This window comes from Streptacidiphilus sp. EB129 (assembly GCF_041262645.1).
Taxonomy (GTDB): domain Bacteria; phylum Actinomycetota; class Actinomycetes; order Streptomycetales; family Streptomycetaceae; genus Streptacidiphilus.
The window spans coordinates 126,903-151,933 of sequence record NZ_JBGCCS010000005.1 but is presented as its reverse complement, the minus strand read 5'-3'; the positions used below and the strand labels follow the sequence as shown (position 1 = coordinate 151,933).

Sequence of the window (25,031 nt, the reverse complement as noted above, 5' to 3'; positions counted from 1 at the left end):
AGGGCAGGGGCAGCGGGTTCCTCAGGATCTGTCACCATTCTCCCTAGGCACCATGACATCAAGGAGCTCATCCGAACGGCCGAACCGGTCGTGGGGTGGCGACCCGACCAGGAGACGGATGGGACCGCGGAGTGCGGGGCTACGAGGCTGACGATCACCTCTCCAAGTTCGAAGCCGAGATGGATCGGCTACGAACGGAGCGTGAGAAGGCCGTCACACACGCCGAGGACCTCGCCTACCAGGTGGAGGTGCTCCGGGCGAAGCTGCACGAGTCACGCCGGCAGCTCGCCCAGCCGCGCGCGTTCGACTCCGTGGCCGGCCAGGCCGAGCAGATCCTCCGCAACGCCGAGATGCAGGCCGAGCAACTCCGCCAGGATGCCGAGCGGATGCGCCTGGAGGCGCAGAACGCCACCGCCCGGATCATGGCCGAGGCGGCCGACCGCAGCGCCCGGGTCCAGGCCGAGTGGCAGGCCGAGGCGGAGAACCGCCGTCGCCAGCTCGAGGCCGAGCTGATCGAGCTGCGCCGCAACGCCGAACGGCATGTCAACGAGAACGTCTCCTGGGCGGAGCAGACCCGGGTCGGCACCGAGGAGCAGGCCCGCCGGGTCCTGGACGAGGCCAGGGTCGAGGCCGAGCGGATGCTCGGCGCCGCCAGGGCCGAGGCGATGGCGGTGTCCGAGCAGGCCACCTCGCAGGTCGCCGCCGATGTCGAGTCCACCCGCGCCGAGGCCGACCAGGTGCTGCTGCGGGCCAGGACCGAGGCCGAGCGGCTGCTGACCGCCGCCGCGGCGCAGGCCCAGGACGCCACCGAGCGCGCCGAGCGGGTCACGCTGTCCGCCCACAGCGAGGCCGACGAGCAGCTGCACCACGCGCAGGCCGAGATCGACTCGCTGCGCCGCGCCGCCGAGGAGCAGAAGACCGCCGCCGAGGTGGAGCGCGCCGAACGGGTCGCCGAGGCGGAGCGTTACCGCCGTGAGGCCGAGGAGCTGCGCGCGGCGGCGGAGACCGCGGCCGAGCAGCTTCAGGCCGACGCCGAGGCGGCGGCCGAGCGCCGGCTCACCGAGGTCGAGGCGTCCAGCGAGCAGCGGACCGCCACCGCCAAGTCCGAGGTGGCCCGGATGGTGGCGAGCGCCACCAGGGAGGCCGAGCAGCTCAGGGCCGACGCCCAGCGACTGCTGGAGGAGGCCCACGCCGAGGTCGAGCGACTGCGGGCGGAGGCCGAAGAGACCGCCGAGACGCTGCGCCGCGAGGCCGAGGAGTCCGGTCGCACCGAAGGCGCCGCGAGCGCCACCGTGCACCTGGCCAAGGCCGCCCGTACCGCCGAGGACGTGCTGTCCCGGGCCAGCCGCGAGGCCGAGCAGACCACCGCCGCCGCGGCCGCGGAGGCCGAGCGGATCCGCGGCGAGGCCAGGGCCGAGGTCGAGCGGCTGCGGGCGGAGGCCCGTGCCGGTGTGGCGCAGGCCCAGGGCACCGCGCTGGACGAGATCCAGGCCCACCAGGACGAGGCGGCCCGGCTGCGCGGCGAGGCCGAGCGGCTGCGCGCCGACGCCGAGCGGGAGCACGGCGAGCGCCTGTCCGAGGCCCGCCGGCAGGCCATAACCCAGATCGAGGAGGCCGCCCGCTCCGCCGAGGAACTGCTGATCCGGGCCAAGGCCGACGCGGACGAGCTGCGCGCCGGCGCGGCGGCCGAGCTGGCGCGGCTGCGCGAGCGGGCTACCGAGCAGGCGACCGAGGTGCAGGGCCGGGCGGAGGCGGTGCTGACCCGGGCCCGCACCGAGGCGCAGCGGCTGCGTACCGAGGCGGAGCAGGTCCGCGACGCGGCGGTGGAGGCGGTCGAGCGCGAGCGCACCGAGGTGGTCGCGGCGGCGGAGCAGGCCGCGGCGCGGCGCGCCGAGGAGGCCGCGACGGCGGCCACGGCGCTGCTGGAGCAGGCCCGCGCGGACGCCGAGCGGCTGCGCGGCGAGGCCGGCCAGGAGCGGGACGAGATCCTGCTGGCCGCCGAGCGGCTCGCCAGGGAGCGTGGCGAGGAGGCCGCGGCCGCGGCCGCGGCCCTGCAGGAGCTGGCCCGCGCGGACCGGGCCGGTGCCGCCGAGGACGCCGCCAGGCTCGCCGAGGAGTCCCGCCAGGCGTACGCCGACGCGGGCGAGGAGCTGGAGCGGCGCCGGAACCAGGCCGAGGCCGACGAGGCCGCAGCGGCGCGGGCACTGGCCGAGGCCGAGCAGGCCGCGGTGGCGCTGGTGGCGGAGGCGGAGCAGGCCGGTGCGGCGCTGCGGGCCGAGGCCGAGGCGGAGCGGGAGCGGCTGATCGGGCTGGCCCAGGAGGACGCCGAGCGGCTCCGGGCCGAGGTGGCGACCGAGCTCGCGGCCACCCGTACCGAGTCGGCGGCGCAGGCCGAGGCGGAGTACGCCGAGGCGCAGCGCCAGCGCGGCGACGCGGCGGAGGCGCTGGGCGCCGCCCACGCGGAGGCCGAGCGGCTGCGCTCCGAGGCCGCCGCGACGGTGGCCGCGGCCGAGCTGGAGGACGCCCGGCTGCGCGAGGCGGGGGCCAGGGCGCTGGCCGAGGCCCAGGAGGCCGCGGCCGTCGCCGGCGCCCAGGCCGAGCAGGAGCGCGGCGAACTGCTCGCCGCCGCCCAGGCGGAGGCCGCCCGGCTGCACGCCGAAGCCGAACAGACCCTCACCCAAGCCGGCGCCGAAGGCCAGGACCTCCTCGCCGCCGCCCAGGCCGAAGCCACCCGGCTGCACGCCGAAGCCGAACAGACCCTCACCCAGGTCGGCGCCGAAGGCCAGGACCTCCTCGCCGCCGCCCAGGCCGAAGCCACCCGGCTCCACGCCGAAGCCGAACAGACCCTCACCCAGGCCGGCGCCGAAGGCGAGGAGCTGCGCGCGGCGGCCCGCGCCGAGGCCGAGCAGGTGCACGCGGAGCTGGCCGAGGCCGCCCGGCAGGCCGAGCGGGAGCGCGAGGAACTGGTCGCCGCCGGCGTCGAGGAGCTCCGCCGCGCGGAGCTGGAGGCCTCCCAGGTACGGGAGTTGGCCACCGGGGAGGCCGCCAGGGTGCGCGCCGAGGCGGAACGGTCCGCCGTCGCCGCGGTGGCCGCCGCCGAGGACGAGGCCGCTCAGGTACGCCAGTCCGTGGCCGGCATGTACGAGGCCGCCGAGCAGCAGACCACACAGTTGCGGGCCACCGCCGAGCGGGAGACCGCCGAGCTGCGCGAGGCCGCCCAGCGCGAGAGCGCGGCGCTGCGCGAGGCCGCGGACCGCGAGGCCGCGGAGGCGCGCGAGACGGCTGCCGCCGACGCCGCCAGGACCCGCGCGGAGGCCGACGCCGAGGTGGCCGCGCTGCGGGAGAGCGTCGCCACCGAGGCCGCGCAGATCCGGGAGCTGGCCACCACCGAGGCCGCCCGGGTGCGGGCCGAGGCGGCCCAGGTGCTCAGCGAGGCCGAGGCCGAGCACGACCGGCTGTTCGCCGAGGGCGAGGGGTACCGGGTCGCCGCCGGCGTGGAGTCGGCGCAGGTCGTCGCGGACGCGCAGGCGCTGGCCGAGTCGGTCACCACCGACGCCGAGACCGCCGCGCTGGCGACCACCGCCGCCGCCGAGGAGCAGGCCGACGCCATGGTGTCGGCGGCGCGCAAGGAGGCCGAGCGGCTCGCCGCCGAGGGCGCCGTCGAGGGCGCGTCCCTGGTCGAGCAGGCCCGCGCGGACTCCGACCAGATGCTGGTCGAGGCCCGGAGGGACGCCACCGCGATCCGCGAGCGCGCCGAGGAGCTGCGCGAGCGCACCGACGCGGAGACCACCGCGCTGCACCAGCGGGCCCGCAAGGAGTCCGCGGAGGCCATGAAGGCCGCGGGCGAGCGGGTCGACAAGCTGGTGGCGGCGGCGACCGAGCAGGTCGAGGAGTCCCAGCGGGAGGCCTCCGCGGCCCTCGCCGAGGCACAGGAACGTGCGGCGGCCCTGGTGGCCGCCGCCGAGGAGAAGGCCGGCGAACTGGTCGCCGCCGCCGAGCGGGAGGCCGCGGAGACGCAGTCCGACGCGTCGACGGAGGCGAGCAAGGTCCGGCTGGCCGCGGTCCGCAAGGCGGAGGGGCTGCTCAAGGAGGCCGAGCAGAAGCTGAGCGGGTCCACCGCCACGGCGGAGGCGCGCATGGCCGAGGCCGAGGAGCAGCTGGCCACCGCCCGTACCGAGGCGGAGCAGTTGCGCGCCGCCGCGGCGGAGGCCGCCGAGCGGGTCCGCCGGGAGTCCGTCCAGGCCGCCGAGTCGGAGCTGGCGAGGTCGCGTGAAGAGGCCGAGCAGCTCACCGACGAGGCGCTGGCGGAGGCCCAGCGGATCACCGACGAGGGCCGGCGGGAGCTCGACGAGCTCGTCAACCGCCGGAAGGACATCAACACCGAGATCGCCCGGGTGCAGGACGTGCTGCAGGCGCTGGAGTCCTTCGAGGCTCCGTCCGCCGGAGCGGGCGCGAGCCCGGCCTCGGCACCGGGCAAGGGCAACGGGGGCAGCAGTACCAACGGGGGGAGTAGGAACGGCGGCGGCCGGGGCGGTGCCCCGGCGGGCGTCGGTGCCGGAACGGCGCGAACGGGGGGCACCCGGCCGGGGGCAACTCGTTCGGGCGATAGACATGGTGACGCCACGCCACCCGATTGAGCGGACATTCTCCACTCTTCGCTGGCTTTCGGCCGATGACACTCCGAATCCGTGCCAGGATTCGCCTATTCACCTCACACCTCACCGGGCATACGACAGGAACTCCACCCCATGAGCGATCCACACTCTCCGCACGGCTTCGACACCGTGCGCCGCGGGTACGAGCGTGCTCAGGTCGACGAGCGCATCAGCAAGCTGGTCGCAGACCGGGACAGCGCCCTCGCCCGCATCACCGCCCTCGAGAAGCGCATCGAGGAGCTGCACCTCGAAACCCAGAACGCGCAGGCACAGGTCTCCGACTCGGAGCCGTCCTACGCGGGTCTCGGCGCGCGCGTCGAGAAGATCCTGCGCCTGGCCGAGGAGGAGGCGAAGGACCTTCGCGAGGAGGCCCGCCGCGCCGCCGAGCAGCACCGTGAGCTCGCCGAGGCTGCCGCGCAGCAGGTCCGCAGCGAGGCCGAGACCTACGCCAAGGACCGCAAGGCCAAGGCCGAGGACGAGGGCCTGCGCATCGTCGACAAGGCCAAGACCGACTCGGCGCAGCTGCGTGCCGAGGCCGCCAAGGACGCGCAGACCAAGCGCGAGGAGGCGGACGCCCTCTTCGAGGAGACCCGCACCAAGGCCTCCCAGGCGGCGCACGACTTCGAGACCAACCTGGCCAAGCGCCGCGAGCAGTCCGAGCGCGACCTGGCCGCCCGTCAGGCCAAGGCCGAGAAGCGCCTCGCGGAGATCGAGCACCGCGCGGAGCAGCTCCGGCTGGAGGCCGAGAAGCTGCGGACCGACGCCGAGCGCCGGGCCCGCCAGACGGTGGAGACCGCACAGCGCCAGTCCGAGGACATCGTCGCGGACGCCAACGCCAAGGCCGACCGGATCCGCAGCGAGTCCGAGCGCGAGCTCGCCGCGCTGACGAACCGTCGGGACAGCATCAACGCGCAGCTGACCAATGTGCGCGAGATGCTGGCCACCCTCACCGGCGCGGCCGTCGCCGCGGCCTCCATCCCGGAGGACGACGCCCTCACCCGCGGCGTCCCGGCCCAGCAGTCCCGCTGAACCGGCTGCCAGCCGGCCGCAGTGAAGCGCCGGAAGGCCCCGCCCTCGGGCGGGGCCTTCCGCGTACCCGGGACGGCGGTGCGCCAATCGGACCGGCTCAGCCGGACCCGCTCAGCCCACCCGGGCCAGCAGCGTCCGGACCGCCGCGTTGAAGGCGTCCGGCGCCTCCAGCGCCGAGAGGTGGCCGACGCCGGGAAGGACCGTCAGTTCGGCGTCCGGAAGCGCCGCGGCCATCGCCTCGGCATCGCTCACCGGCGTGATCGTGTCCGCTCCGCCGACCACCACCAGCGCCGGGACGTCCAGCCCCGCCAGCACCTCCAGCGAGTCGCCGCGCGCGGCCATCGCCCGCTGCGCCCAGGCGACCGCCGCCGGACTCGCCTGCTCGACCATGGTCCGGGTCCTGGCCACCACGCCCGGGTGCCGCGCCGCCGCGGTCGGGCCGAAGTACGGCTCCGGCAACTGCTCGTCCACCAGCAGCCGGACGCTGTTGCGGGCCAGCACCGCGGTGGCGACCCGCTCCCGGTTGGCCCGCCCCTGCTCGGTGTCCGCCGTGGCCCTGGTGTCGGCCAGCAGCAGCCCGGCCAGCAGCTCGGGGTGACGCCGCGCCAGCGCCATCGCCACGTAGCCGCCCATCGACAGCCCGCCCACCACGGCCCGCTCGAAGCCGGTCCGCTCCAGCAGCAGCGCCACATCGTCGGCGAGCAGGTCCAGCGAGGGGGCGTCGGTGCCCAGGCTGGTGCCGCCGAACCCGCGCAGGTCGACGGCGACGACCCGGGCCTCGCTGCCGTCGGAGCCGGGGAGGTCGTCCAGCTGGGCCTGCCACATGGCGGAGTTCAGCGGGAAGGCGTGCAGCAGCACCAGCGGAGTGCCGGATCCGGTCTCGCGTACCGAGAGTCGATCGATCATGGGGTCAGCCTATGCGCCGAGCGGAGGCATCCACTGGGCACAGCTATCCCTTTCGTCCTATTCTGGCGCGGAATAGCCAACTTCGGGGCAGGGAGCGGCAGCGATGATCGAGGTCCATGAGCTGACCAAGCGCTACGGCGAGACCCTCGCCGTCGACCGGCTCAGCTTCCAGGTGCCTCAGGGCGTGGTCACCGGCTTCCTCGGACCGAACGGCGCGGGCAAGTCCACCACCATGCGGATGATGCTGGACCTGGACCGTCCCACCAGCGGCCGGGTGAGCATCGACGGCAAGGCGTACCACCAGCTCAGCGAGCCGCTGAAGTACATCGGCGCGCTGCTGGAGGCCAAGGCGGTGCACCCGGGCCGGACCGCCTACAACCATCTGCTCTGGCTCGCCCAGAGCAACCGCATCCCGCGGCGGCGGGTGGACGAGATGCTGGACCTGGTCGGCCTGCGCGAGGTGGCCAGGCGCAGGTCGGGCGGCTTCTCACTGGGCATGGGCCAGCGCCTGGGGATCGCCGCGGCGCTGCTGGGAGACCCCAGGATCCTGATGTTCGACGAGCCGGTGAACGGGCTCGACCCCGAGGGCATCCTGTGGATCCGCAACCTGATGAAGTCCCTCGCCGAGGAGGGCCGCACCGTCTTCGTCTCCTCGCACCTGATGAGCGAGATGGCGGTGACCGCGGACCACCTGGTGGTGATCGGCCAGGGCCGGCTGCTGGCCAACCTGTCGATGAACGACTTCATCGACCAGAACTCGCACAGCTTCGTCCAGCTCCGCACCCCGCAGCCGGAGGCGCTGCTGGACGCGCTGGCCGGCGCCGGGATGACGGCGACGCCGAAGGACGACGGCGCGTTCGAGGTGGTCGACGGGGACCCGGCGCGGATCGGGGACCTGGCCCGGGACCACGGCATCGCGCTGCACGAGCTCAGCCCGCAGCGCGCCTCGCTGGAGGAGGCGTTTCTCCGGATGACCGCCGACTCGGTCGAGTACCGCACCCATGGTGAGGACGTGCACCGCACCATGCCCCCGGCGGCGAACGGCTGGGGCGCGGACTGGCAGCGGGCCCAGGACCGGAACCGTCAGAAGATCAAGACGAAGAAGGAGAGCTGAGATGGCGCAGCCGGGAGCGGTGCTGCTCTCCGAGTGGACCAAGGTCAAAACGGTCCGCTCCACCTGGATCACCCTGGTGGTCGCCTTCGTGGTCACGGTCGGCCTGGGCGCGCTGATCAGCGCGGTCTCCAGCAGCCAGTTCAAGAACCTGTCGGACACCGAGAAGCTGACCTTCGACCCCACCGCGGTGAGTTTCTCCGGGATCATCCTGGGGCAGCTGGCGGTGATCGTCTTCGCGGTGCTGGTGGTCGGCAACGAGTACAGCAGCGGCATGATCCGGGCGACCCTGGCCGCGGTCCCGCAGCGGACCACCCTGCTGGTCTGCAAGGCCGCGGTGGTGCTCGCCATGGTGCTGCCGGTGTCACTGCTGACCAGCTTCACCGCGTTCTTCCTCGGGCAGGCGCTGCTGGGCAGCCACCGGACCACCCTGGGCGCGGACCACGTGCTGCGGGCGGTGCTGGGGATGGCGGTCTACATGACCCTGATCGCGCTGCTGTCGCTCGGTGTCAGCTTCATGCTGCGCAAACCGGTGCTGTCGCTGGGCCTGCTGATGCCGTTCTTCTTCCTGATCTCGCCGATCCTGTCGGCGGTGCCCAAGGTGAAGGCGGTCGCGCACTACTTCCCGGACACGGCCGGCTCGCAGATGGTGCACGTGGTCAGCAGCACCACCGTCCCGTTCGGGCCGCTGGAGGGGTTCTTCATCTGCCTCGCCTGGGTGGCCGCGGCGCTGCTCGCCGGCCTGCTGCTGCTCCGCGGCCGCGACGCCTAGCGCCGGCCCCGAGCCGACCGCCCGGAGCGCGGCGCCTCAGTCTCGGTCTCAGTGCTTCGGCGCGCCGCGCCCGCGCTGGACGGCCGTGCTGCGGCGCTCGCGCGCGGACCAGCAGGCCCGGTGCCAGTGCCGGCGGTCGTCCACGCCGCCGACGCCGCCGATCCCGGACGAGGGCCAGGCGACCACGTGCCCGACCCCGGGCCGGATCTCCTGGTCGCAGCCGGGGCAGCGGTAGAACTTGCCGCTGTCCCCGGCGACCTGGCGGACCGTCCAGTCCTCGCCCCGGTAGCTCTCGGTCTGCTCGCTGAGCCAGCCGAACCCCACACTCGAACCATCCGCACTCGAACGCGGTTCCTGGGGTTCACTCCCTCGGGGGCGACTTCGGCGCGGCGACACGGGACTCCCTCGGCAGGGTGGATGCTGGTGCCACCAGAATACGAGGAAGCGGCGCGGGAAGTCGCTCTAGCACAAGATCTCCGGAAGCTCCAGAGCGCGTGCCCAATTCCACCCGTAATCGCGCCCGTCGCCTTGAAACCTCGTGCCAGCGGCACATGACATGAGTTACTCCAATGGGAGATGCGGGATCGAAGTTTCCCGCGGGACCAAGGAGTTGATTCGCGTGTCGCGCAGACGCCATGACACCGCCACCGCTGTCAGGGTGCCCCACCTGTCCCGGGTGCCGCAGCAACGGCCCGCGCGGACCACCGTGACCAGGCCCGTCGCCGAAGCGGTGAGCGGTGGGCCGCCACCGATCCGGACCGGGGCGTTCCTGCTCTCGGCCCAGTTCCCCGGCCAGGGCCACGCCGAGGCGCTGGACCGGGCGGTGTCCGCGGCGGTGGCGGCCGAGCAGGCCGGACTGGACAGCGTCTGGCTCGCCGAACACCATTTCGTGCCGTACGGGGTCTGCCCCTCCGCCGCCACCCTGGCCGCGCTGCTGCTCGGCCGGACCAGCCGGATCAAGGTCGGCACGGCGGTGAGCGTGCTGCCGACGCAGCACCCGGTCTCGCTGGGCGAGCAGGCCGCGCTGCTGCACCTCACCTCGGGCGGCCGGTTCACCCTCGGGGTGGGCCGCGGCGGCCCCTGGGTCGACCTGGAGGTCTTCGGCACCGGGGTCGAGGCGTACGAGAGCGGCTTCCCGGAGTCCCTGGCCCTGCTGCTGCGCTGGCTGCGCTCGGCGCGGGTGGGCGCGGACGGGCCGCGCTACCGCTTCCCCGAGGTCCCGGTCGTTCCCCGGGCGACCGAGCAGCCGCTGGCGCTGCCGCTCAGCGGCGGCAGCAGGGGCCCCGAGTACGCCCGGGGTCCGGAGTACGCCGGTACCCGTCCCACCGCCACGCCCGGCGGTCCGCCGGTCATGGTCGCCTGCACCTCGCTGGGCACCGTGCGGCTCGCGGCGCAGCACGGCGTGCCGATGCTGCTGGGGATGCACTCCGGGGACGAGGACAAGGCGGCCATGGTCGCCGCGTACCGCCTCGCCGCCCGGGAGGCCGGACGCAGCCGGGAGCAGATCGAGCGGCTGGAGTTCGAGCACATGGCGGCCGGCGTGGTGCAGATCGAGGACAGCGGCGCCGAGGCCCGCCGGATCCTGCTCAAGTCGATGCCCGACTGGTTCCAGTACGGCCTGTCGGCGCACCGCACCGTGGACGGTCGCGAGCGCCGGATGCGCGACCCGCACGAGTACACCGAGCTGCTGTGCGACCTGCATGCGGTGGGCACTCCGCAACTGTGCGCGGACCGGCTGGCGGCGACCGCCGAACGGACCGGGGTGCGCCGCTTCGCCCTGATGGTGGAGGGATCGGGCGACCGGGAGCTGACGCTGCGCAATGTGCAGCGGCTCGGCGCGGAGGTACTGCCGCTGCTCGCCTGACGCGTCGCCCCGCCGACGTGAGGGCCGCGGCGGGACGACGGAGGTGATGCGTCGGAAGTGCGTGGAGTGGATCGGTGTGGTTCCGTACGTGGCGTGGTTCAGTGCCGGGTGGTGTGCGGTGCGGGGCGTGGTTCGGTGCTCGGTACAGCGGCTCCGGTGACGACCGGGCTGTGACGAGGGGTCAGCAGTCCCGGAGTTCCTCGGACTGGTTCAGCAACTGCGCGCGGATGGACGTGAACAGCGCGAACCGGGCCTCGGAGCCGGGGCCGAGCGGGAACACCGCGACCCGATGACAGTTCTGGAACGCCAGGCGGACACCGAAGTGCCGCTCCAACGACCCCCGGATCGCATCACTCGCCATCGCGCGGAGCAGCTGTCCTCGCGCCTGCTCCGAGGGCGGCGGGGTCTGGTTGTCAGCGAACGGGCTACCGTCCACCTTCTGCTGGGCGACCAGCGAACTGATCAACTCCCAGGCGTAGGGCAGGGAGGTACGGACGCAGTCGACGAATTCCCTCTCATCGACCTCGCCTCGCTCGGCCTTCTCTAGCAGGGCCGGTGAGACGTCGAGCGACATGGGTTCTCCTCTCGCGGACCTCGGGGGCCGGGCGACTCCCGAAGGTGGTGCTGCGGCGCGAAGGTGCGGTGGTGCGACGCCGTGAACGACGTGGAAGCACACATGCCTGACTGATACGGCCTCCGGCAACGGAAAGACGTATCCATCAGCGTCCCAGGGAACGCTCCCACGGGGGGCGGAACAGCACATTCCCCCCGGAGTCGGTTCAGAACCGACGCACCCCGGCGGCGCGAAAGAGCCCTCGGACGTCCCATCCGATCACCCTCCCGCCGCTACCGTGGCGTACCGGTTGTGACTCACCGTATGGCACCGTGCACAGAGGCACCAGGTCGCCGCAATTGGATCCAGCCACTCCGGGTGCATCCGGGGAGCCACGCGGCGCGCGCCCCGGGACCGCAGCCCTTCGCATCCGTTGAACGCGCCGGTGCGCGCAACCGGTTTCGACGGACCGGACTTCGGCCGGTTCTCCGCCCGAATCGCTCCCAATGGCCTCGGTGGGCTAGCGTGGTCGGCCGTGCGTCTCGTAATTGCCCGCTGCTCAGTCGACTACGCAGGCCGGCTCACCGCCCACCTGCCGTCCGCCCCGCGGCTCATCCTGGTCAAGTCCGACGGCAGCGTCGCGATCCACTCGGATGACCGCGCCTACAAGCCGCTCAACTGGATGTCGCCGCCCTGCTCGCTCAAGGAGGAGGACGGCCGCTGGACGGTGGAGAACAAGGCCGGAGAGAAGCTCATCATCACTCTGGAGGAGGTCATGCTCGACTCCTCGCATGAACTGGGGATCGACCCCGGACTGATCAAAGATGGCGTGGAAGCACACCTTCAGGAACTGCTCGCCGACCGCATGGAGGTCCTCGGCGCGGGCTGGACCCTGGTCCGGCGCGAGTACCCGACCGCGATCGGCCCGGTCGACATCCTCTGCCGGGACGCCGACGGATCGACCGTCGCGGTCGAGATCAAGCGGCGCGGCGAGATCGACGGCGTCGAGCAGCTGACCCGCTACCTGGAACTGCTCAACCGCGACCCGCTGCTGGCGCCGGTGAAGGGCGTGTTCGCGGCCCAGCAGATCAAGCCCCAGGCCAGGGTGCTCGCCTCGGACCGGGGCATCGACTGCGTGATCCTGGACTACGACGGCCTGCGCGGCATCGAGGACGACAAGCTCAAGCTGTTCTGACGCCGTTGCGCTGATTGTCCGTAATCGATCGGCCGGCGGTGACCGAGAGTCACCGCCCGCCCCGGGCCCGGTGATCGGCCCCGGGGTGATCCACCGCCGGGACGCGGTCGGGAGCGCGGGGCGGGCGCGGGATTCGCACCCGCGCCCGCCGCCGCGCCCCTCGGCCTCCCTAGGAGGACGACGCGGTGCCGGGGACGGCCGCCGTACTGGTCGAGGCCGGGGTGGTCGGCGGCTGAGTCGGCGGCGTCGTCGAGGGGGGCGGGGGCGGCGGCGTGGTCTTCGTCGGGCTCGGCGGCGGGGTCGGCGACTGGGTGTGCGGCGGCGGCGTGGACGGGCTGAGACCCGGATCCGGGGTGCTGGCGCTGGGTGACGGGCTCAGCGCGCCGGAGGGACCGCCGCTGGGCGTGGCCGAGCTGCTGGACGCGCCGGCCGAGGCGCTCGCGGAGCCGGAGGCCGACGTGGACGGGCTCGCGCCCGCCGGCACCGCCGGGCCGCTGCCGTCCGCGCCGCTCGACGCCGGTCCGGCCGGAGACGTGGTGGCCGGCGGCACGGATATCTGGTCGCCGGAGCCCACGTTCTGGAACGCGCCCACACCCACCGCCACACCCGCCCCGAGCACGCCCATCAGCACCACGCCCAGCGCCGCGGCGGCCAGCTGACGACGGGTCACCGGACCCTCGTCGGGCCGGCGACGGGCGAACGGGGCCAGCCGGCGCAGCCCGGGCAGCGCCGCACCGGCGCGGCCGCCGAGCGCGGCCGTGGAGCCCGAGGGAAGCCGCAGCGCGGCACCGAGGCGCTCCAGGGCCGCCCGGCCCGCCGCGGTGCCGCGCTGGTCGCCCAGCGCGCCGCGGAGCGCCACCGAGGCCTCCAGCTCCGACCGCGCGCGGTCGTAGGCGCCGACGGCCAGCGCCAGCACCCCGAGCTCATGGTGGAACCAGGCCTCCTCGGCGACCGCGCCGAGACTGCGGGCGGACTCCAGGCCGAACCGCAGCGCGCGCTCCCACGCGCCCCAGCGCAGGGCCAGGGCGAAGGACGGCGCCGCGGCCCGGGCCAGCAGCACCACCTGCGGGTGCCGTCCGGCCTCGCGGTCCGCGTGCATCGCGCCGAGCAGCACCTCGGCCTCGGCCGCGACCTGCTCCTCGGTGACCGAGGAGTGCCCGGTCCACCAGGTGAAGTGCTGGGCGGCCTCGCGGGCCGTGTCGGCGACGTCCGGCCACTCCGCGAGCAGCAGCGCGCTCACTCCGTCGATCAGCCGGTACTGGCCGCCCGAGACCGTCGCCAGACCGGCCTCGACCAGCTCGTCCAGAGCGGCCTCGCCGTGGCCGACGTCGATCAGCGCGGGCAGGTGCGGGGCGTTGGGGCACTCCCCGCCGAGGGCGGTGGCCAGGCGCAGGGTGCGGCGCGCGGGCTCGCTGAGGCCGCGGGCGATCCGGACCGCCGGGGCGGCGCTCTCCGCGACCGAGGGCAGCGGGACCGGGTCCGGGAGCGGGCCCTCGTCGGTACCGCCGTGCTGGCGCAGGTACGCCTCGAAGCCGCCCGGGGTGGGCCGGGCCTCGTCCAGCTCGATCCTGCGCATCGTGCCGGTGTCCAGCAGCTCGACACTGGGGTCGCCGTTCGCCGGGCCGAGCCACTCCGGGCCGGGCAGTCCGGCCGCGAGCGCCTCGATGGCCGCCTCCCGGTGCCGCAGCAGCACGCCCGCCTGGACGAACCGCTGCGGAAGACCCTCCGACTCGAACCACAGGTCGACCGCCCAGGCCCGCTCGGTCTCGTCCAGGCCGCGTCCGGCCAGCCGGGAGAGCAGCATCAGGCAGGTCTGCCGGGAGAGTCCCGGCAGCCGCAGCTCGGTCAGCCGCGAGCCCGTCACCGAGGCCTGCACGTCGGGCCGGGTGGCGAGCAGGAAGGCGCAGTCGGGGGCGGTCGCCAGCAACTCCTCCAGCATCTCGCCGCCGAACGGGACGTCGTCGATGACCACGATCGCGCAGACGTCGCGGAGCAGTTCCGGCAGCAGTCCGCGCCCCGGCCGGAAGCCGGGGTTGTCGTGGGTGGCCGCGAAGAGGTCCTGAAGCAGGTCGCCCGAGGTGCGGGCGTGGCCGCTGAGGCGGACCACCCCGGCCGGTGCCAGTCCCCCGCAGGCGGCCGCGACGGCGTCCAGCACGGCGCTGCGGCCGGAGCCGGCCGGCCCGGTGAGCCGGACCGAGCGCCCGCTCACCAGCAGGTCGCGGAGCTGGTCGAGCAGTGCGCCGCGCTCCAGCAGTCCGGGGGTGGCGGCGGGTGAGCGGCGGCCCAGGTGGGCGGCGGCCGGCACCGGCTGCGGGCGGCGCTGCGGCGGGCAGTCCTCGACGACCGTCCCGTCCGGGGCGTTGACGTGCAGCAGCAGGTCGCCGGCGACGACGGTGCCGCTGCGGAGCCGGCCGTCGGCGGCGCCCTCGGCGGGCGGCTCCGCCGTGGGGACCAGGGCCGGAACGGCGGCGGTGCGGACCAGGTCGGTGGACCCGCCGCGGAGCGCCGGCAGGTTGGCCGTGGTCCAGTCCTGGGCAGCGGGAGGCTGCACGGGTATCCGTGGCCGGTCGTCCATGGGCGACGCGGCGTCCATCGGCGACGTGGCGTCCATCGGCGACGCTGCCGTCGGAACGTCGTGCGACGGCCGGCCGTCGGGGCCGTTGCCGCCGCCCACCGTACGTGGGTTCATGATCCTCTTTCGCCCCTGCACCAGAGCTCGCGGACGGACCTGAGCCACGCTCAGGGCAAGCTCTCACGCGCCGCGCGCACCGCACTGGCGGCCGGCCGCGTGACGCCGGGACATTCTCCCGCCCCAGGAGCACACTCCTGTCACCGGGCCCCGGACTTTTGCACACTCTTCACCAGCGCGACGGTTCTGGCGAGGGCCGGGTCCACTCCGTTATCCGAGCGTCACCCGGCGGGGACGGCGACCTCGGTCGCGAGTGCCTCAGGTGCGTAACCCTCGATCGCGAGGATCCGGTGCAGCTTGGTCGCCACCAGCAGCCGCTGGAGCTGCGCCGGCACGCCGCGCAGCACCAGCCGGCGGCCACCCCGGCCGGCCCGGCGGTGGGTGCCCATGATCACGCCGAGGCCGGTGGCGTCCCAGGAGTCCAGCCGGGTCAGGTCCAGCACCAGGTCGCCGTGTCCGAAGTCGACGGCCTGGTGCAGGACGGAGCGCGCGTCGGCGGCGGTGCGCACATCGAGGCGTCCCTCAATGGCGACGTGGGCATGGTCACCCCTGATCCGCATGTGCGCACTCCTCGACGACCACTCTGGTGAAAGACCTACGGCGCGGAAAGACCACTGTGTTGAACTGATGCTTCTCTCATCTGACGCTGAACCAGGTGTCCGAGTTGCTGGCCACGGCGAAATCTGATGCGAATTCACTCCCACGGGTGAGCACTTCTCTTCACAGCCCGAAGGTGTGAACGATTATCGTGCAGACCACCCGTGGCCACAGCGTCAGGTGAGGAAGCTCACGGCCTCAGTTGGCCGCGGTGCTCAGTTCGTGCCCTCTCCGTAACCGTAGAACCCGCGGCCGCTCTTGCGGCCGAGGTCGCCGGCGGTGACCATACGCGCCATGATCTCCGGCGGCGCGAACTTCTCGTCCTGGGTCTCGGTGTAGATGTTCCGCGCCGCGTGCAGCAGGATGTCCACGCCGGTCAGGTCGGCGGTGGCCAGGGGGCCCATCGCGTGCCCGAAGCCCAGCCGGCAGGCGGTGTCGATGTCCTCGGCCGAGGCGACGCCCGACTCGTAGAGCTTCACCGCCTCCACCACCAGCGCGGAGATCAGCCGGGTGGTGACGAACCCGGCCACGTCACGGTTCACCACCACGCAGGTCTTGCCGACACCCTCGGCGAACGCACGCGCGGCGGCGAGCGTCTCGTCGCTGGTCTTGTAGCCCCGGACCAGCTCACAGAGCTGCATCATCGGCACCGGCGAGAAGAAGTGCACGCCGACCACCGACTCCGGACGCTCCGTCACCGAGGCGATGTGGGTGATCGGGATCGCGGAGGTGTTGGTGGCCAGCACCGCACCCGGCTTGGCGATCCGGTCCAGCGCCCGGAACACCTCCTGCTTGACGTCCATCTGCTCGAACACGGCCTCCACCACCAGGTCCGCGCCGGAGACGGCCTCCAGGTCGGTGGTGGTGGTGATCCGCGCCAGGGCCGCCTCGGCGTCCTCGGCGCCGAGCTTGCCCTTGGCGACGAAGCGGTCGTAGGAGGCCCTGATGCCGGCCAGTCCGCGCTCCAGTGCGGCATCCGTCACATCCCGCAGCACCACGTCGTATCCCGCCTGTGCGGAGACCTGTGCGATGCCGGAACCCATCAGTCCCGCCCCGATGACGGCGATCTGCTTGGTCACGATGCTTCCTCTCGTCCTGGCGCTCTCGTCGCTGAGCCGCTCCGCCTGAATCTAACGCCCGCGGTGCCGGGTCCACGGGCAGGGGGCGGTTCGGGCCCCTTTCCGTCGACGGGTCCCAGCGCGGATACTGGGAATGCAGGGAGAGGGGTGGCGTCGATGGCGCGACTGGACCAGGTGCTGCAGATCGTGCTCCCCTTCGTCATCGTGGGCGCACTGGTACTGCTGCTGCGCTGGACCTGGTCCCCCCGGCGCGGACACTCGCTGGTACCCAGGACACCCAGGCGCGGCGCCCCGACCGAGTACGGCCTGCTGGTCCCGGTGGCCGCACCGGCCGACGACGCCGAGGCGCTGCGGCTCACCGCCCGGCTCGACGCGGCCGGCATCCGCTGGACCCTGGTCAACACCACCCAGGGCCTCCGCCTCATGGTCTGGCCCGACTCCGCACCCAGCGCAAGGCGGCTCCTCCGGGACAGCACCGCACCCTGAGCAACCACTTACGGCCTAAAGGGGCGCGGGGAGAACTGCGCTGCCAAGCGTGCACCTACGTAGAGGGCTGATCGCGCAGTTCCTCGCGCCCCTTAGGTGGTAGCGGGCTCAGGTTCTCTGGTCACCTCGGCACCGAGGGCTGTGAGCTGCTCGACCAGGCCCGCGTAGCCGCGGTCGATGTGGTGGATCTCGGAGACCAGGGTGACCCCCTCGGCGACCAGTCCGGCCAGCACCAGCCCGGCGCCGGCCCGGACGTCCGTCGCCTGCACCGGGGCGCCGGAGAGCCGGGGGACGCCGCGCAGCACCGCGTGGTGCCCGTCGGTGCGGACCTGGCCGCCCAGCCGCGCCAGTTCCTGCAGAAAGACGAACCGCGCCTCGAAGATGTTCTCCGTGATCATCGACACACCCTCGGCCACCGCGTTCAGCGCGGCGAACTGCGGCTGCAGGTCGGTCGCGAAGCCCGGGTACGGCAGCGTCACCACGTCGACCGCCCGCGGGCGCCGGTCCATCACCACCCTGAACCCGTCCGGCACCACGCTGACCTGCGCACCTGCCGCGCCGAGCTTGTCCAGGGCGATCCGCAGATGCTCGGTGCGGGCGTGCTCGACGGTGATGTCGCCCTGGGTCATCGCCGCCGCGACCGCGAAGGTCCCGGCGACTATCCGGTCCGGGACGGTCTCGTAGGACACCGGCGCGAGGCTCCGCACGCCCTGGACCTCGATGGTGGAGCTGCCCGCCCCTCCGATCTTGGCGCCCATGGCCTGCAGCATCCCGCACAGGTCGACGATCTCGGGCTCCCGGGCGGCGTTGTCGATGACCGTCGCGCCGTCCGCCAGCACCGCCGCCATCAGGATGTTCTCGGTCGCACCGACGCTCGGGAAGTCCAGCTCGACGGTGGTGCCGACCAGCCCGTCGGGCGCCGAGGCCACCAGGTAGCCGTGCTCGTTGGTGATGGTCGCGCCGAGCCGGGTCAGCCCGTCGATGTGCATGTCCAGGCCGCGCGAGCCGATGGCGTCGCCGCCCGGCCGGGCCACCCGCACCCGGCCGCAGCGGGCCAGCAGCGGGCCGAGCACCGCGATCGAGGCGCGCATCCGGCGGACCAGGTCGTAGTCGGCCTCGTGGCCCGGCTCGGCGGGGACGTCGATGACCGCGGTGCCGTGGTGGTGGCCGGGCTGCCCGGACCACTCCAGGGTCACCGTGCAGCCCATCCGGCGCAGCAGCTCGGCCATGATCTCCACGTCGAGGATCCGCGGCAGGTTCCCCAGCCGGGTCTCCCCCTCCGCCAGCAGAGCGGCCGCCATCAGCTTCAGCGCACTGTTCTTCGCTCCCGGCACCCGCACCCGTCCCACGAGCCGCGCGCCGCCCACCACCCGCAACCGTTCCATCCGCGCATCGTACGGGTCCCGGATTCCGGCCCCGACCCCCGCCCGCACGTCCGGCTACGCCGACCGAGTGACCTGCTTGTGGCGATCTCGTTGTCCAGACGGGCCGCAGGTGGTCTGCTGGTGCCAACGGCACACGCACTCGGCGGCGAAAGGACACATCGTCATGGGGAACGACGGAAGCCTCGCGGCCTTCTGGGACACCTATGACTTTCCGGAAGAAGTGCGTGTGGAGTTCATCGACGGCGAGATCGTCATGCAGGCCAATCCCATGATGCTGCACAACGTGCCGGGCCGGACCTTCGTCAGGCACGTCACCACCCCGTTCGAAGCCTGGATGGAGTGCGGCATCGAGGTCGGCCCCGAGGACAAGCCCAAGCCGGACATCGTCATCCTCCGGGCAGGAGACTGGTCCGACGAGATGCGGGACCTCCCCACGGAACTGCTCCTCGCGGTGGTCGAGGTGGTGTCCACCGGCCGGGCCTCGATCCGGCGTGACTATCAGGACAAGTACCTCAAGTACCAGGACTGCGGCATCCCGGTGTACGTGATCATTGATCCCAACATCGGCAAGTGGATGCTGTTCACGCTCGACGGGAACAAGCGCTACACCGAGACGGAACGCGGCCTGTTCGGCGATCCGATCCCGTTCCCGGAACCGCTCGGCTTCGAGATCCCCACCACCGCGTTCCACCGCTACCCCGGTGCCCAGGACTGATCAGCGGTTCTCTCCCGGGACCCAGAGGACGTCGCCGACGGCCTTGTTGGCGGTCCTGGCCAGGATGAACAGCAGGTCGGACAGGCGGTTGAGGTAGGTGGCGGCGAGCGGGTTGACGCTGTCGCCGTGTGCCTCGATCGCGGCCCAGGTGCTGCGCTCGGCGCGGCGCACCACGGTGCAGGCGACGTGCAGGTAGGCGGCGCCGGGGGTGCCGCCGGGCAGGATGAAGCTGCGCAGCTTCTCCAGTTCCCCGTTGAACCGGTCGCAGTCCTCCTCCAGCCGGTCCACGTACGACTGGATCACCCGCAGCGGCGGGTACTTCGGGTCCTCGACCACCGGGGTGGCCAGGTCGGCACCGACGTCGAAGAGGTCGTTCTGGATCCGGGTCAGCACGGTCGTCACGTCGTCGTCGAGACCCCCGCAGGCGATGGCCACGCCGATCGCGGCGTTGGCCTCGTTGCTGTCCGCGTAGGCGGCGAGCCTCGGGTCCGTCTTCCGGGTGCGGCTCATGTCGCCGAGGGCGGTGCTGCCGTCGTCGCCGGTACGGGTGTAGATGCGCGTGAGGTTGACCATGGCCCGAGCTTAGGGCCTGAGCCACCGCCGGTCGCGGGTGCCCGTCGGACGGGCCGGGCGACGTGGCTCAGGCGACGTTGACGCGCTGGCCGGGCGGCGCGGCTTCGAGCCAGGCCAGGAAGCCGGTGAGGGCGTCCTCGCTCATGGCGAGCTCCAGCGGTTCGCCGGCGTGCAGGCAGGTGAGCACAACCGCGCCGGAGAGCAGCGCCAGTTCCTCCTGCCCCTGCGGGGTACGTCGGTGCAGCACCTCGATGCCGGACCGCTGCAGCACCCGGCGCGGGCGGGGCGAATAGCTGAAGACCCGGAACCACTCCACCGCGTCGTGGTTGTAGCGGCCGATGCCGAAGACCCAGCCCTTGCCACCGTCGTCACCGACGGGGCCGGGGGCGGAGCCGGACGGCAGCTGGGCGTCGCCGTCGGTGCCGGTCGCGGGTACGCCGGAGGACGGCGTCGGCGCCCGCAGCGCGGGCATCCGCAGCCGGACCGAGCAGTCGAAGGTCCCGCCCGGGCGCTGGATCAGACGCCGCCGCACGGCGAACGCGCCCAGCCCCAGCAGGGCAGCCAGCAGCACCACGATGACGATCACCACTGCGAGGACCATGCCCTGCCACCTCCTCGCCTGTCGGCTCGTGTGCCTCTTCAACGGCCGCACCGCCCCGGGGGTAACTCTCGTTCTCCCGTGCGATCCGGCACCTGACGCGCTGCCTGTGCTGTTGATGAACGGTGCGGTGGATCCCGTGCTGTGGATACAGCGGTCCCGGGGTCACTCTCGTGCCCCGGGACCGGTCGTACAAGTCGAACAGAATCTCAGTGGCCGCCGACCGCGAAGGCCGGCGCCCGTTGCCCCTAGCGGCCGGCCGCGGCCTGCAGCCGGACCGCGGCGCGACGCGCGGCCGCCGCCTCGGAATCGGCCTTCGCCGTCGCCAGGGCTCGCTCCGCGCGCTCGACATCGATCTCTTCGGCGAGCTCGGCCACCTCGGCGAGCACCGACAGCTTGTTGTCCGCGAAGGACAGGAAGCCGCCGTGCACCGCCGCGACCACCGAGGTGCCGTCCGCCAGGCGGATGGTCACCGGGTCGGACTCCAGCACACCCAGCACCGGGGTGTGCCCGGCCTGGATACCGATGTCACCGGACTTGGTACGGGCAAGGACGATCGTGGCCTCGCCCGACCAGACCTTGCGGTCGGCCGCGACCAGCTCGACGTGCAGCTCAGCCACCGTGGGCTCCTAGGTCTTGATGCCCGCGCCGTGAAGCCCGGGTTACGGAAAGAATAACGTGTGCAGAGGGGCGGTCCCGTACGGGGCCGCCCCTCGACACCTGGCCCGACCGGCGAAGAGTTACTTCTTCGCCAGCTCGGCGGCGTTGCGCTCCAGGTCCTCGATGCCACCGCACATGAAGAACGCCTGCTCGGGAACGGCGTCGTACTTGCCGTCCGCGATGGAGTTGAACGCGTGGATGGTCTCGTCGAGCGGAACCGTCGAGCCCTCGACACCGGTGAACTGCTTCGCCACGTAGGTGTTCTGCGAGAGGAAGCGCTCGATGCGGCGGGCGCGGTAGACGGTGGTCTTGTCTTCCTCGCTCAGCTCGTCGATACCGAGGATCGCGATGATGTCCTGGAGGTCCTTGTACTTCTGCAGGATCCCCTTGATACGGATGGCCGTGTCGTAGTGGTCCTGCGCGATGTAGCGCGGGTCCAGGATGCGGGACGTGGAGTCCAGCGGGTCCACGGCCGGGTAGATGCCCTTCTCCGAGATCGGACGGGAGAGCACCGTCGTCGCGTCGAGGTGGGCGAAGGTGGTGGCCGGGGCCGGGTCGGTCAGGTCGTCCGCGGGCACGTAGATCGCCTGCATCGAGGTGATCGAGTGACCGCGGGTCGAGGTGATGCGCTCCTGGAGGAGGCCCATCTCGTCGGCCAGGTTCGGCTGGTAACCCACCGCGGAGGGCATACGGCCGAGCAGGGTCGACACCTCGGAACCGGCCTGGGTGAACCGGAAGATGTTGTCGATGAACAGCAGAACGTCCTGCTGCTGCACGTCACGGAAGTACTCGGCCATGGTCAGGGCCGAGAGCGCGACGCGCAGACGGGTGCCCGGGGGCTCGTCCATCTGGCCGAAGACCAGCGCGGTCTTGTCCAGAACGCCGGAGTCCTTCATCTCCTCGATGAGGTCGTTGCCCTCACGGGTACGCTCACCGACACCGGCGAAGACCGACACACCACCGAAGTTCTCGGCGACGCGGTAGATCATCTCCTGGATGAGGACGGTCTTGCCGACACCGGCACCACCGAACAGGCCGATCTTCCCACCCTGGACGTACGGGGTGAGCAGGTCGATGACCTTGATGCCGGTCTCGAACATCTCGGTCTTGGACTCGAGCTGGTCGAAGCGCGGGGCGACCCGGTGGATCGGCCAGCGGGTCTCGACCTGCGCGTTGAACTCCGCGCGGTCGACGTTCAGGACCTCGCCCAGGGCGTTGAAGACCTTGCCCTTGGTGATGTCGCCGACCGGGACCGAGATCGCGGAGCCGGTGTCGGTGACACCGGTGCCGCGGACCAGGCCGTCGGTGGGCTGCATCGAGATGGCGCGGACCAGGCCGTCACCCAGGTGCTGGGAGACCTCCAGGGTCAGCGTCTTCTTGCCGGTGCCGTCCGTGGCGTCGATCTCGACGTGCAGAGCGTTGAACATGGCCGGCATGGCGTCGACGGGGAACTCCACGTCGACGACCGGCCCGATGACCCGCGCGACACGGCCGGTGGCCGTCGCGGTCTCAACAGTGGCAGTCATGTTAGTTAGTCACTCCCCGCGTTCGCGTCGGCCAGGGCGCTGGCGCCACCGACGATCTCGCTGATTTCCTGGGTGATCTCGGCCTGTCGGGCCGAGTTGGCAAGCCGCGAGAGCGACTTGATGAGCTCTCCCGCGTTGTCGGTCGCGCTCTTCATCGCACGACGCCGGGCGGCGTGCTCCGAGGCGGCCGACTGCAGCAGCGCGTTGTAGATCCTGCTCTCGACGTACCGGGGGAGAAGAGCGTCCAGGACGCCCTCCGCCGACGGCTCGAAGTCGTACAGCGGGAAGGGGCCGTGCTCCTTGGCCGCCGCCTGCGTCTCCTCCAGCTTGAGCGGGAGCAGACGCACGTCCACCGGGTTCTGGGTCAGCATCGAGACGAACTCGGTCGACACCAGGTGCAGCTCGTCCACGCCGCCGTCCGCCGTCTTCGTCACGAACGCGTCGATCAACGCGGCCGAGACGTCCTTGGCGTCCTGGTAGGTGGGCTTGTCCGAGAAGCCGGTCCACGAACCCGCGATGGGCAGCTCACGGTAGGCGTAGTAGCCGACCGCCTTGCGGCCGACCACGAACCGCTCAACCTGCTTGCCCTCGGCGCGGAGCCGCTCCGCCAGCAGCTCCGCGTGCTTGAGAGCGTTGGAGGAGTAGCCGCCGGCCAGACCACGGTCGGACGTGACCACCAGCACCGCCACGCGAACCGGGTGCTCCGGCTCGGTGGTCAGCGGGTGCTTGGCGTTGGACCTCGTCGCGACCGCGGTCACCGCACGGGTGAGCTCGTCCGCGTACGGGGAGGAGGCGGCCACCGCGCGCTGCGCCTTCATGATGCGCGACGCGGAGATCATCTCCATCGCCTTGGTGATCTTCTTCGTCGCGGTGACAGAGCGGATCCGGCGCTTGTAGACCCGAAGCTGTGCTCCCATGGGCCGTTACCGTCCTTTCCGTCTCTCGTCAGGCCGAGTCGCCGAGAAGCGCGCCCTGGGAGGTGGTGAACTCCTTCTTGAACGAGGTGATGGCCTCGGTCAGGGAGGTGATCGTGCCGTCCTCGAGCTTGCTGGTCTCGACGATCGTGGTCAGGACGCCCTTGTGCTCGCGGCGCAGGAAGTCCAGGAACTCACGCTCGAACTTGCGGATGTCCTCGACCGGGACGTTGTCCAGCTGACCGGTGGTGCCGGCCCAGACCGAGACAACCTGCTCCTCGACCGGGAACGGCTGGTACTGGCCCTGCTTCAGCAGCTCGACCAGACGGGCACCGCGCTCCAGCTGGGCCTTGGAGGCCGAGTCCAGGTCGGAACCGAAGGCCGCGAAGGCCTCCAGCTCGCGGTACTGGGCCAGGTCCAGACGCAGCCGGCCGGCGACCGACTTCATCGCCTTGATCTGCGCGGAGCCACCGACGCGGGAGACCGAGATACCGACGTTCACGGCCGGGCGGATGCCGGCGTTGAACAGGTCGGACTCCAGGAAGCACTGACCGTCGGTGATCGAGATCACGTTGGTGGGGATGTACGCCGAGACGTCGTTGGCCTTGGTCTCGATGATCGGCAGACCGGTCATCGAGCCCGCGCCCAGCTCGTCCGACAGCTTGGCGCAACGCTCCAGCAGACGGGAGTGCAGGTAGAAGACGTCACCCGGGTAGGCCTCACGCCCCGGCGGGCGGCGCAGCAGCAGCGACACGGCGCGGTACGCCTCGGCCTGCTTGCTCAGGTCGTCGAAGATGATGAGGACGTGCTTGCCGTCGTACATCCACTCCTGGCCGATGGCCGAGCCGGTGTACGGGGCGAGGTACTTGAAGCCGGCCGGGTCGGACGCCGGGGCGGCGACGATGGTCGTGTACTCCAGCGCGCCCGCCTCCTCCAGCGCACCGCGCACGGAGGCGATGGTGGAGCCCTTCTGGCCGATGGCGACGTAGATGCAGCGGACCTGCTTCTTCGGGTCGCCGGAGCGCCAGTTGTCGCGCTGGTTGATGATCGTGTCGATCGCCACCGCGGTCTTGCCGGTCTGGCGGTCGCCGATGATCAGCTGACGCTGGCCGCGGCCGATCGGGGTCATCGCGTCGATGGCCTTGATGCCGGTCTGCATCGGCTCGTGCACCGACTTGCGGACCATGACGCCGGGAGCCTGCAGCTCCAAGGCGCGGCGGCCGCTGGACTCGATCTCGCCGAGGCCGTCGATCGGCTGGCCCAGCGGGTCGACCACGCGGCCGAGGTAACCCTCGCCCACGGGGACCGACAGGACCTCGCCGGTGCGGCGGACCGACTGGCCCTCCTCGATTGCGCTGTACTCGCCGAGGACGACGACACCGATCTCGCGGGTGTCGAGGTTCAGCGCGAGGCCGAGGGTACCGTCCTCGAACTTCAGCAGCTCGTTCGCCATGACCGAGGGCAGGCCCTCGACTCGGGCGATGCCGTCCGCCGTGTAGACGACCGTGCCGACCTCTTCACGCGAGGCGGCGTCCGGCTGGTACGACTGGACGAAGTTGTCCAGCGCGTCCCGGATCTCCTCCGGCCGGATCGTGAGCTCCGCCATCTGGGTTCCCTGCTCTCCTAGTTGCGATCCTCGGCCCGCCCGTGGAGGGCCGCAAGTATTCGACTCTCGGCCAGCCTGACGAACTGACCGTGTTTACCGACCGAGGGTCGGATGCTGC

Annotated in this window: 21 protein-coding genes; 8 read left to right on the top strand and 13 right to left on the bottom strand. The window is 72.3% G+C overall.

Going from position 1 to position 25,031, the window contains the following annotated elements:
* Window positions 1-179: 179 nt before the first annotated feature.
* Both ABH925_RS08495 and ABH925_RS08490 read left to right on the top strand, forming a co-directional pair.
* The gene (locus tag ABH925_RS08495; protein ID WP_370146538.1) at window positions 180-4,637 is read left to right on the top strand and encodes a hypothetical protein; all 4,458 of its coding nucleotides are present in this window, start codon (window positions 180-182) and stop codon (window positions 4,635-4,637) included.
* Window positions 4,638-4,748: 111 nt separating this feature from the next.
* Complete coding sequence (locus ABH925_RS08490; RefSeq protein WP_370146536.1) at window positions 4,749-5,684, top strand: cellulose-binding protein; 936 nt, start codon at window positions 4,749-4,751, stop codon at window positions 5,682-5,684.
* A 111-nt stretch (window positions 5,685-5,795) separates the two neighbouring features.
* Here the strand turns inward: ABH925_RS08490 and ABH925_RS08485 are convergent, their stop codons facing one another.
* Window positions 5,796-6,590 (bottom strand): alpha/beta fold hydrolase, encoded by a 795-nt coding sequence (locus tag ABH925_RS08485; protein ID WP_370146534.1) that lies wholly within the window; start codon window positions 6,588-6,590, stop codon window positions 5,796-5,798.
* Window positions 6,591-6,693: 103 nt separating this feature from the next.
* On the opposite strand from ABH925_RS08485, the gene ABH925_RS08480 reads away from it, so the two are divergent.
* Both ABH925_RS08480 and ABH925_RS08475 read left to right on the top strand, forming a co-directional pair.
* Entirely contained in the window at window positions 6,694-7,704 is a 1,011-nt protein-coding gene (locus tag ABH925_RS08480) for an ABC transporter ATP-binding protein (protein WP_370146532.1), read from the top strand.
* Between the two features lies 1 nt (window position 7,705).
* A complete protein-coding gene (locus ABH925_RS08475) occupies window positions 7,706-8,473 on the top strand; it encodes an ABC transporter permease (RefSeq protein ID WP_370146530.1) in 768 nt (255 codons plus the stop codon).
* A 48-nt stretch (window positions 8,474-8,521) separates the two neighbouring features.
* On the opposite strand, the gene ABH925_RS08470 is transcribed toward ABH925_RS08475, so the two are convergent.
* On the bottom strand, window positions 8,522-8,869 hold the full coding sequence (locus tag ABH925_RS08470; RefSeq protein ID WP_370146528.1) for an ATP/GTP-binding protein: 348 nt from the start codon (window positions 8,867-8,869) through the stop codon (window positions 8,522-8,524).
* Window positions 8,870-9,224: 355 nt separating this feature from the next.
* On the opposite strand from ABH925_RS08470, the gene ABH925_RS08465 reads away from it, so the two are divergent.
* The gene (locus ABH925_RS08465) at window positions 9,225-10,337 is read left to right on the top strand and encodes an LLM class flavin-dependent oxidoreductase (protein WP_370146810.1); all 1,113 of its coding nucleotides are present in this window, start codon (window positions 9,225-9,227) and stop codon (window positions 10,335-10,337) included.
* Between the two features lie 181 nt (window positions 10,338-10,518).
* Here ABH925_RS08465 and ABH925_RS08460 read toward each other — a convergent pair whose 3' ends face one another.
* Entirely contained in the window at window positions 10,519-10,911 is a 393-nt protein-coding gene (locus ABH925_RS08460; RefSeq protein ID WP_370146527.1) for an SCO5389 family protein, read from the bottom strand.
* 514 nt (window positions 10,912-11,425) lie between these two features.
* On the opposite strand from ABH925_RS08460, the gene nucS reads away from it, so the two are divergent.
* Window positions 11,426-12,085, top strand: coding sequence for an endonuclease NucS (gene nucS / locus ABH925_RS08455; protein WP_370146526.1), 660 nt, complete (start codon window positions 11,426-11,428; stop codon window positions 12,083-12,085).
* Window positions 12,086-12,254: 169 nt separating this feature from the next.
* Here nucS and ABH925_RS08450 read toward each other — a convergent pair whose 3' ends face one another.
* The 3 genes from ABH925_RS08450 to ABH925_RS08440 all read right to left on the bottom strand — a co-directional run bounded on the left by ABH925_RS08450 (window position 12,255) and on the right by ABH925_RS08440 (window position 16,450).
* The gene (locus tag ABH925_RS08450; RefSeq protein WP_370146525.1) at window positions 12,255-14,774 is read right to left on the bottom strand and encodes an ATP-binding protein; all 2,520 of its coding nucleotides are present in this window, start codon (window positions 14,772-14,774) and stop codon (window positions 12,255-12,257) included.
* Between the two features lie 221 nt (window positions 14,775-14,995).
* Window positions 14,996-15,334, bottom strand: coding sequence for an STAS domain-containing protein (locus ABH925_RS08445; protein WP_370146523.1), 339 nt, complete (start codon window positions 15,332-15,334; stop codon window positions 14,996-14,998).
* 252 nt (window positions 15,335-15,586) lie between these two features.
* Window positions 15,587-16,450: a 3-hydroxyacyl-CoA dehydrogenase family protein gene (locus tag ABH925_RS08440; RefSeq protein ID WP_370146522.1), complete on the bottom strand. Its 864-nt coding sequence runs from the start codon at window positions 16,448-16,450 to the stop codon at window positions 15,587-15,589.
* Window positions 16,451-16,606: 156 nt separating this feature from the next.
* Between ABH925_RS08440 and ABH925_RS08435 the strand changes: the two genes are divergently transcribed.
* Window positions 16,607-16,936 (top strand): hypothetical protein, encoded by a 330-nt coding sequence (locus ABH925_RS08435; RefSeq protein WP_370146521.1) that lies wholly within the window; start codon window positions 16,607-16,609, stop codon window positions 16,934-16,936.
* 92 nt (window positions 16,937-17,028) lie between these two features.
* Here the strand turns inward: ABH925_RS08435 and murA are convergent, their stop codons facing one another.
* Window positions 17,029-18,321: a UDP-N-acetylglucosamine 1-carboxyvinyltransferase gene (gene murA / locus ABH925_RS08430; protein ID WP_370146519.1), complete on the bottom strand. Its 1,293-nt coding sequence runs from the start codon at window positions 18,319-18,321 to the stop codon at window positions 17,029-17,031.
* Between the two features lie 163 nt (window positions 18,322-18,484).
* Here murA and ABH925_RS08425 point away from each other — a divergent pair, with 163 nt between their 5' ends.
* Complete coding sequence (locus ABH925_RS08425; protein ID WP_370146518.1) at window positions 18,485-19,036, top strand: Uma2 family endonuclease; 552 nt, start codon at window positions 18,485-18,487, stop codon at window positions 19,034-19,036.
* On the opposite strand, the gene ABH925_RS08420 is transcribed toward ABH925_RS08425, so the two are convergent.
* From ABH925_RS08420 to atpA, 6 genes are all read right to left on the bottom strand, one after another.
* The gene (locus ABH925_RS08420; RefSeq protein WP_370146517.1) at window positions 19,037-19,609 is read right to left on the bottom strand and encodes a cob(I)yrinic acid a,c-diamide adenosyltransferase; all 573 of its coding nucleotides are present in this window, start codon (window positions 19,607-19,609) and stop codon (window positions 19,037-19,039) included. It abuts the gene before it with no gap.
* A 67-nt stretch (window positions 19,610-19,676) separates the two neighbouring features.
* A complete protein-coding gene (locus ABH925_RS08415) occupies window positions 19,677-20,210 on the bottom strand; it encodes a DUF2550 domain-containing protein (RefSeq protein WP_370146516.1) in 534 nt (177 codons plus the stop codon).
* A gap of 245 nt (window positions 20,211-20,455) precedes the next feature.
* Complete coding sequence (locus ABH925_RS08410) at window positions 20,456-20,827, bottom strand: F0F1 ATP synthase subunit epsilon (RefSeq protein WP_370146515.1); 372 nt, start codon at window positions 20,825-20,827, stop codon at window positions 20,456-20,458.
* 120 nt (window positions 20,828-20,947) lie between these two features.
* Complete coding sequence (gene atpD, locus ABH925_RS08405) at window positions 20,948-22,393, bottom strand: F0F1 ATP synthase subunit beta (protein WP_370146514.1); 1,446 nt, start codon at window positions 22,391-22,393, stop codon at window positions 20,948-20,950.
* Window positions 22,394-22,398: 5 nt separating this feature from the next.
* Window positions 22,399-23,310 carry a F0F1 ATP synthase subunit gamma gene (locus tag ABH925_RS08400; protein WP_370146513.1) on the bottom strand — a complete coding sequence of 304 codons (912 nt, stop codon included), beginning with the start codon at window positions 23,308-23,310 and terminating at the stop codon, window positions 22,399-22,401.
* A gap of 28 nt (window positions 23,311-23,338) precedes the next feature.
* Window positions 23,339-24,913: a F0F1 ATP synthase subunit alpha gene (atpA, locus tag ABH925_RS08395; protein ID WP_370146512.1), complete on the bottom strand. Its 1,575-nt coding sequence runs from the start codon at window positions 24,911-24,913 to the stop codon at window positions 23,339-23,341.
* Window positions 24,914-25,031 lie beyond the last annotated feature (118 nt).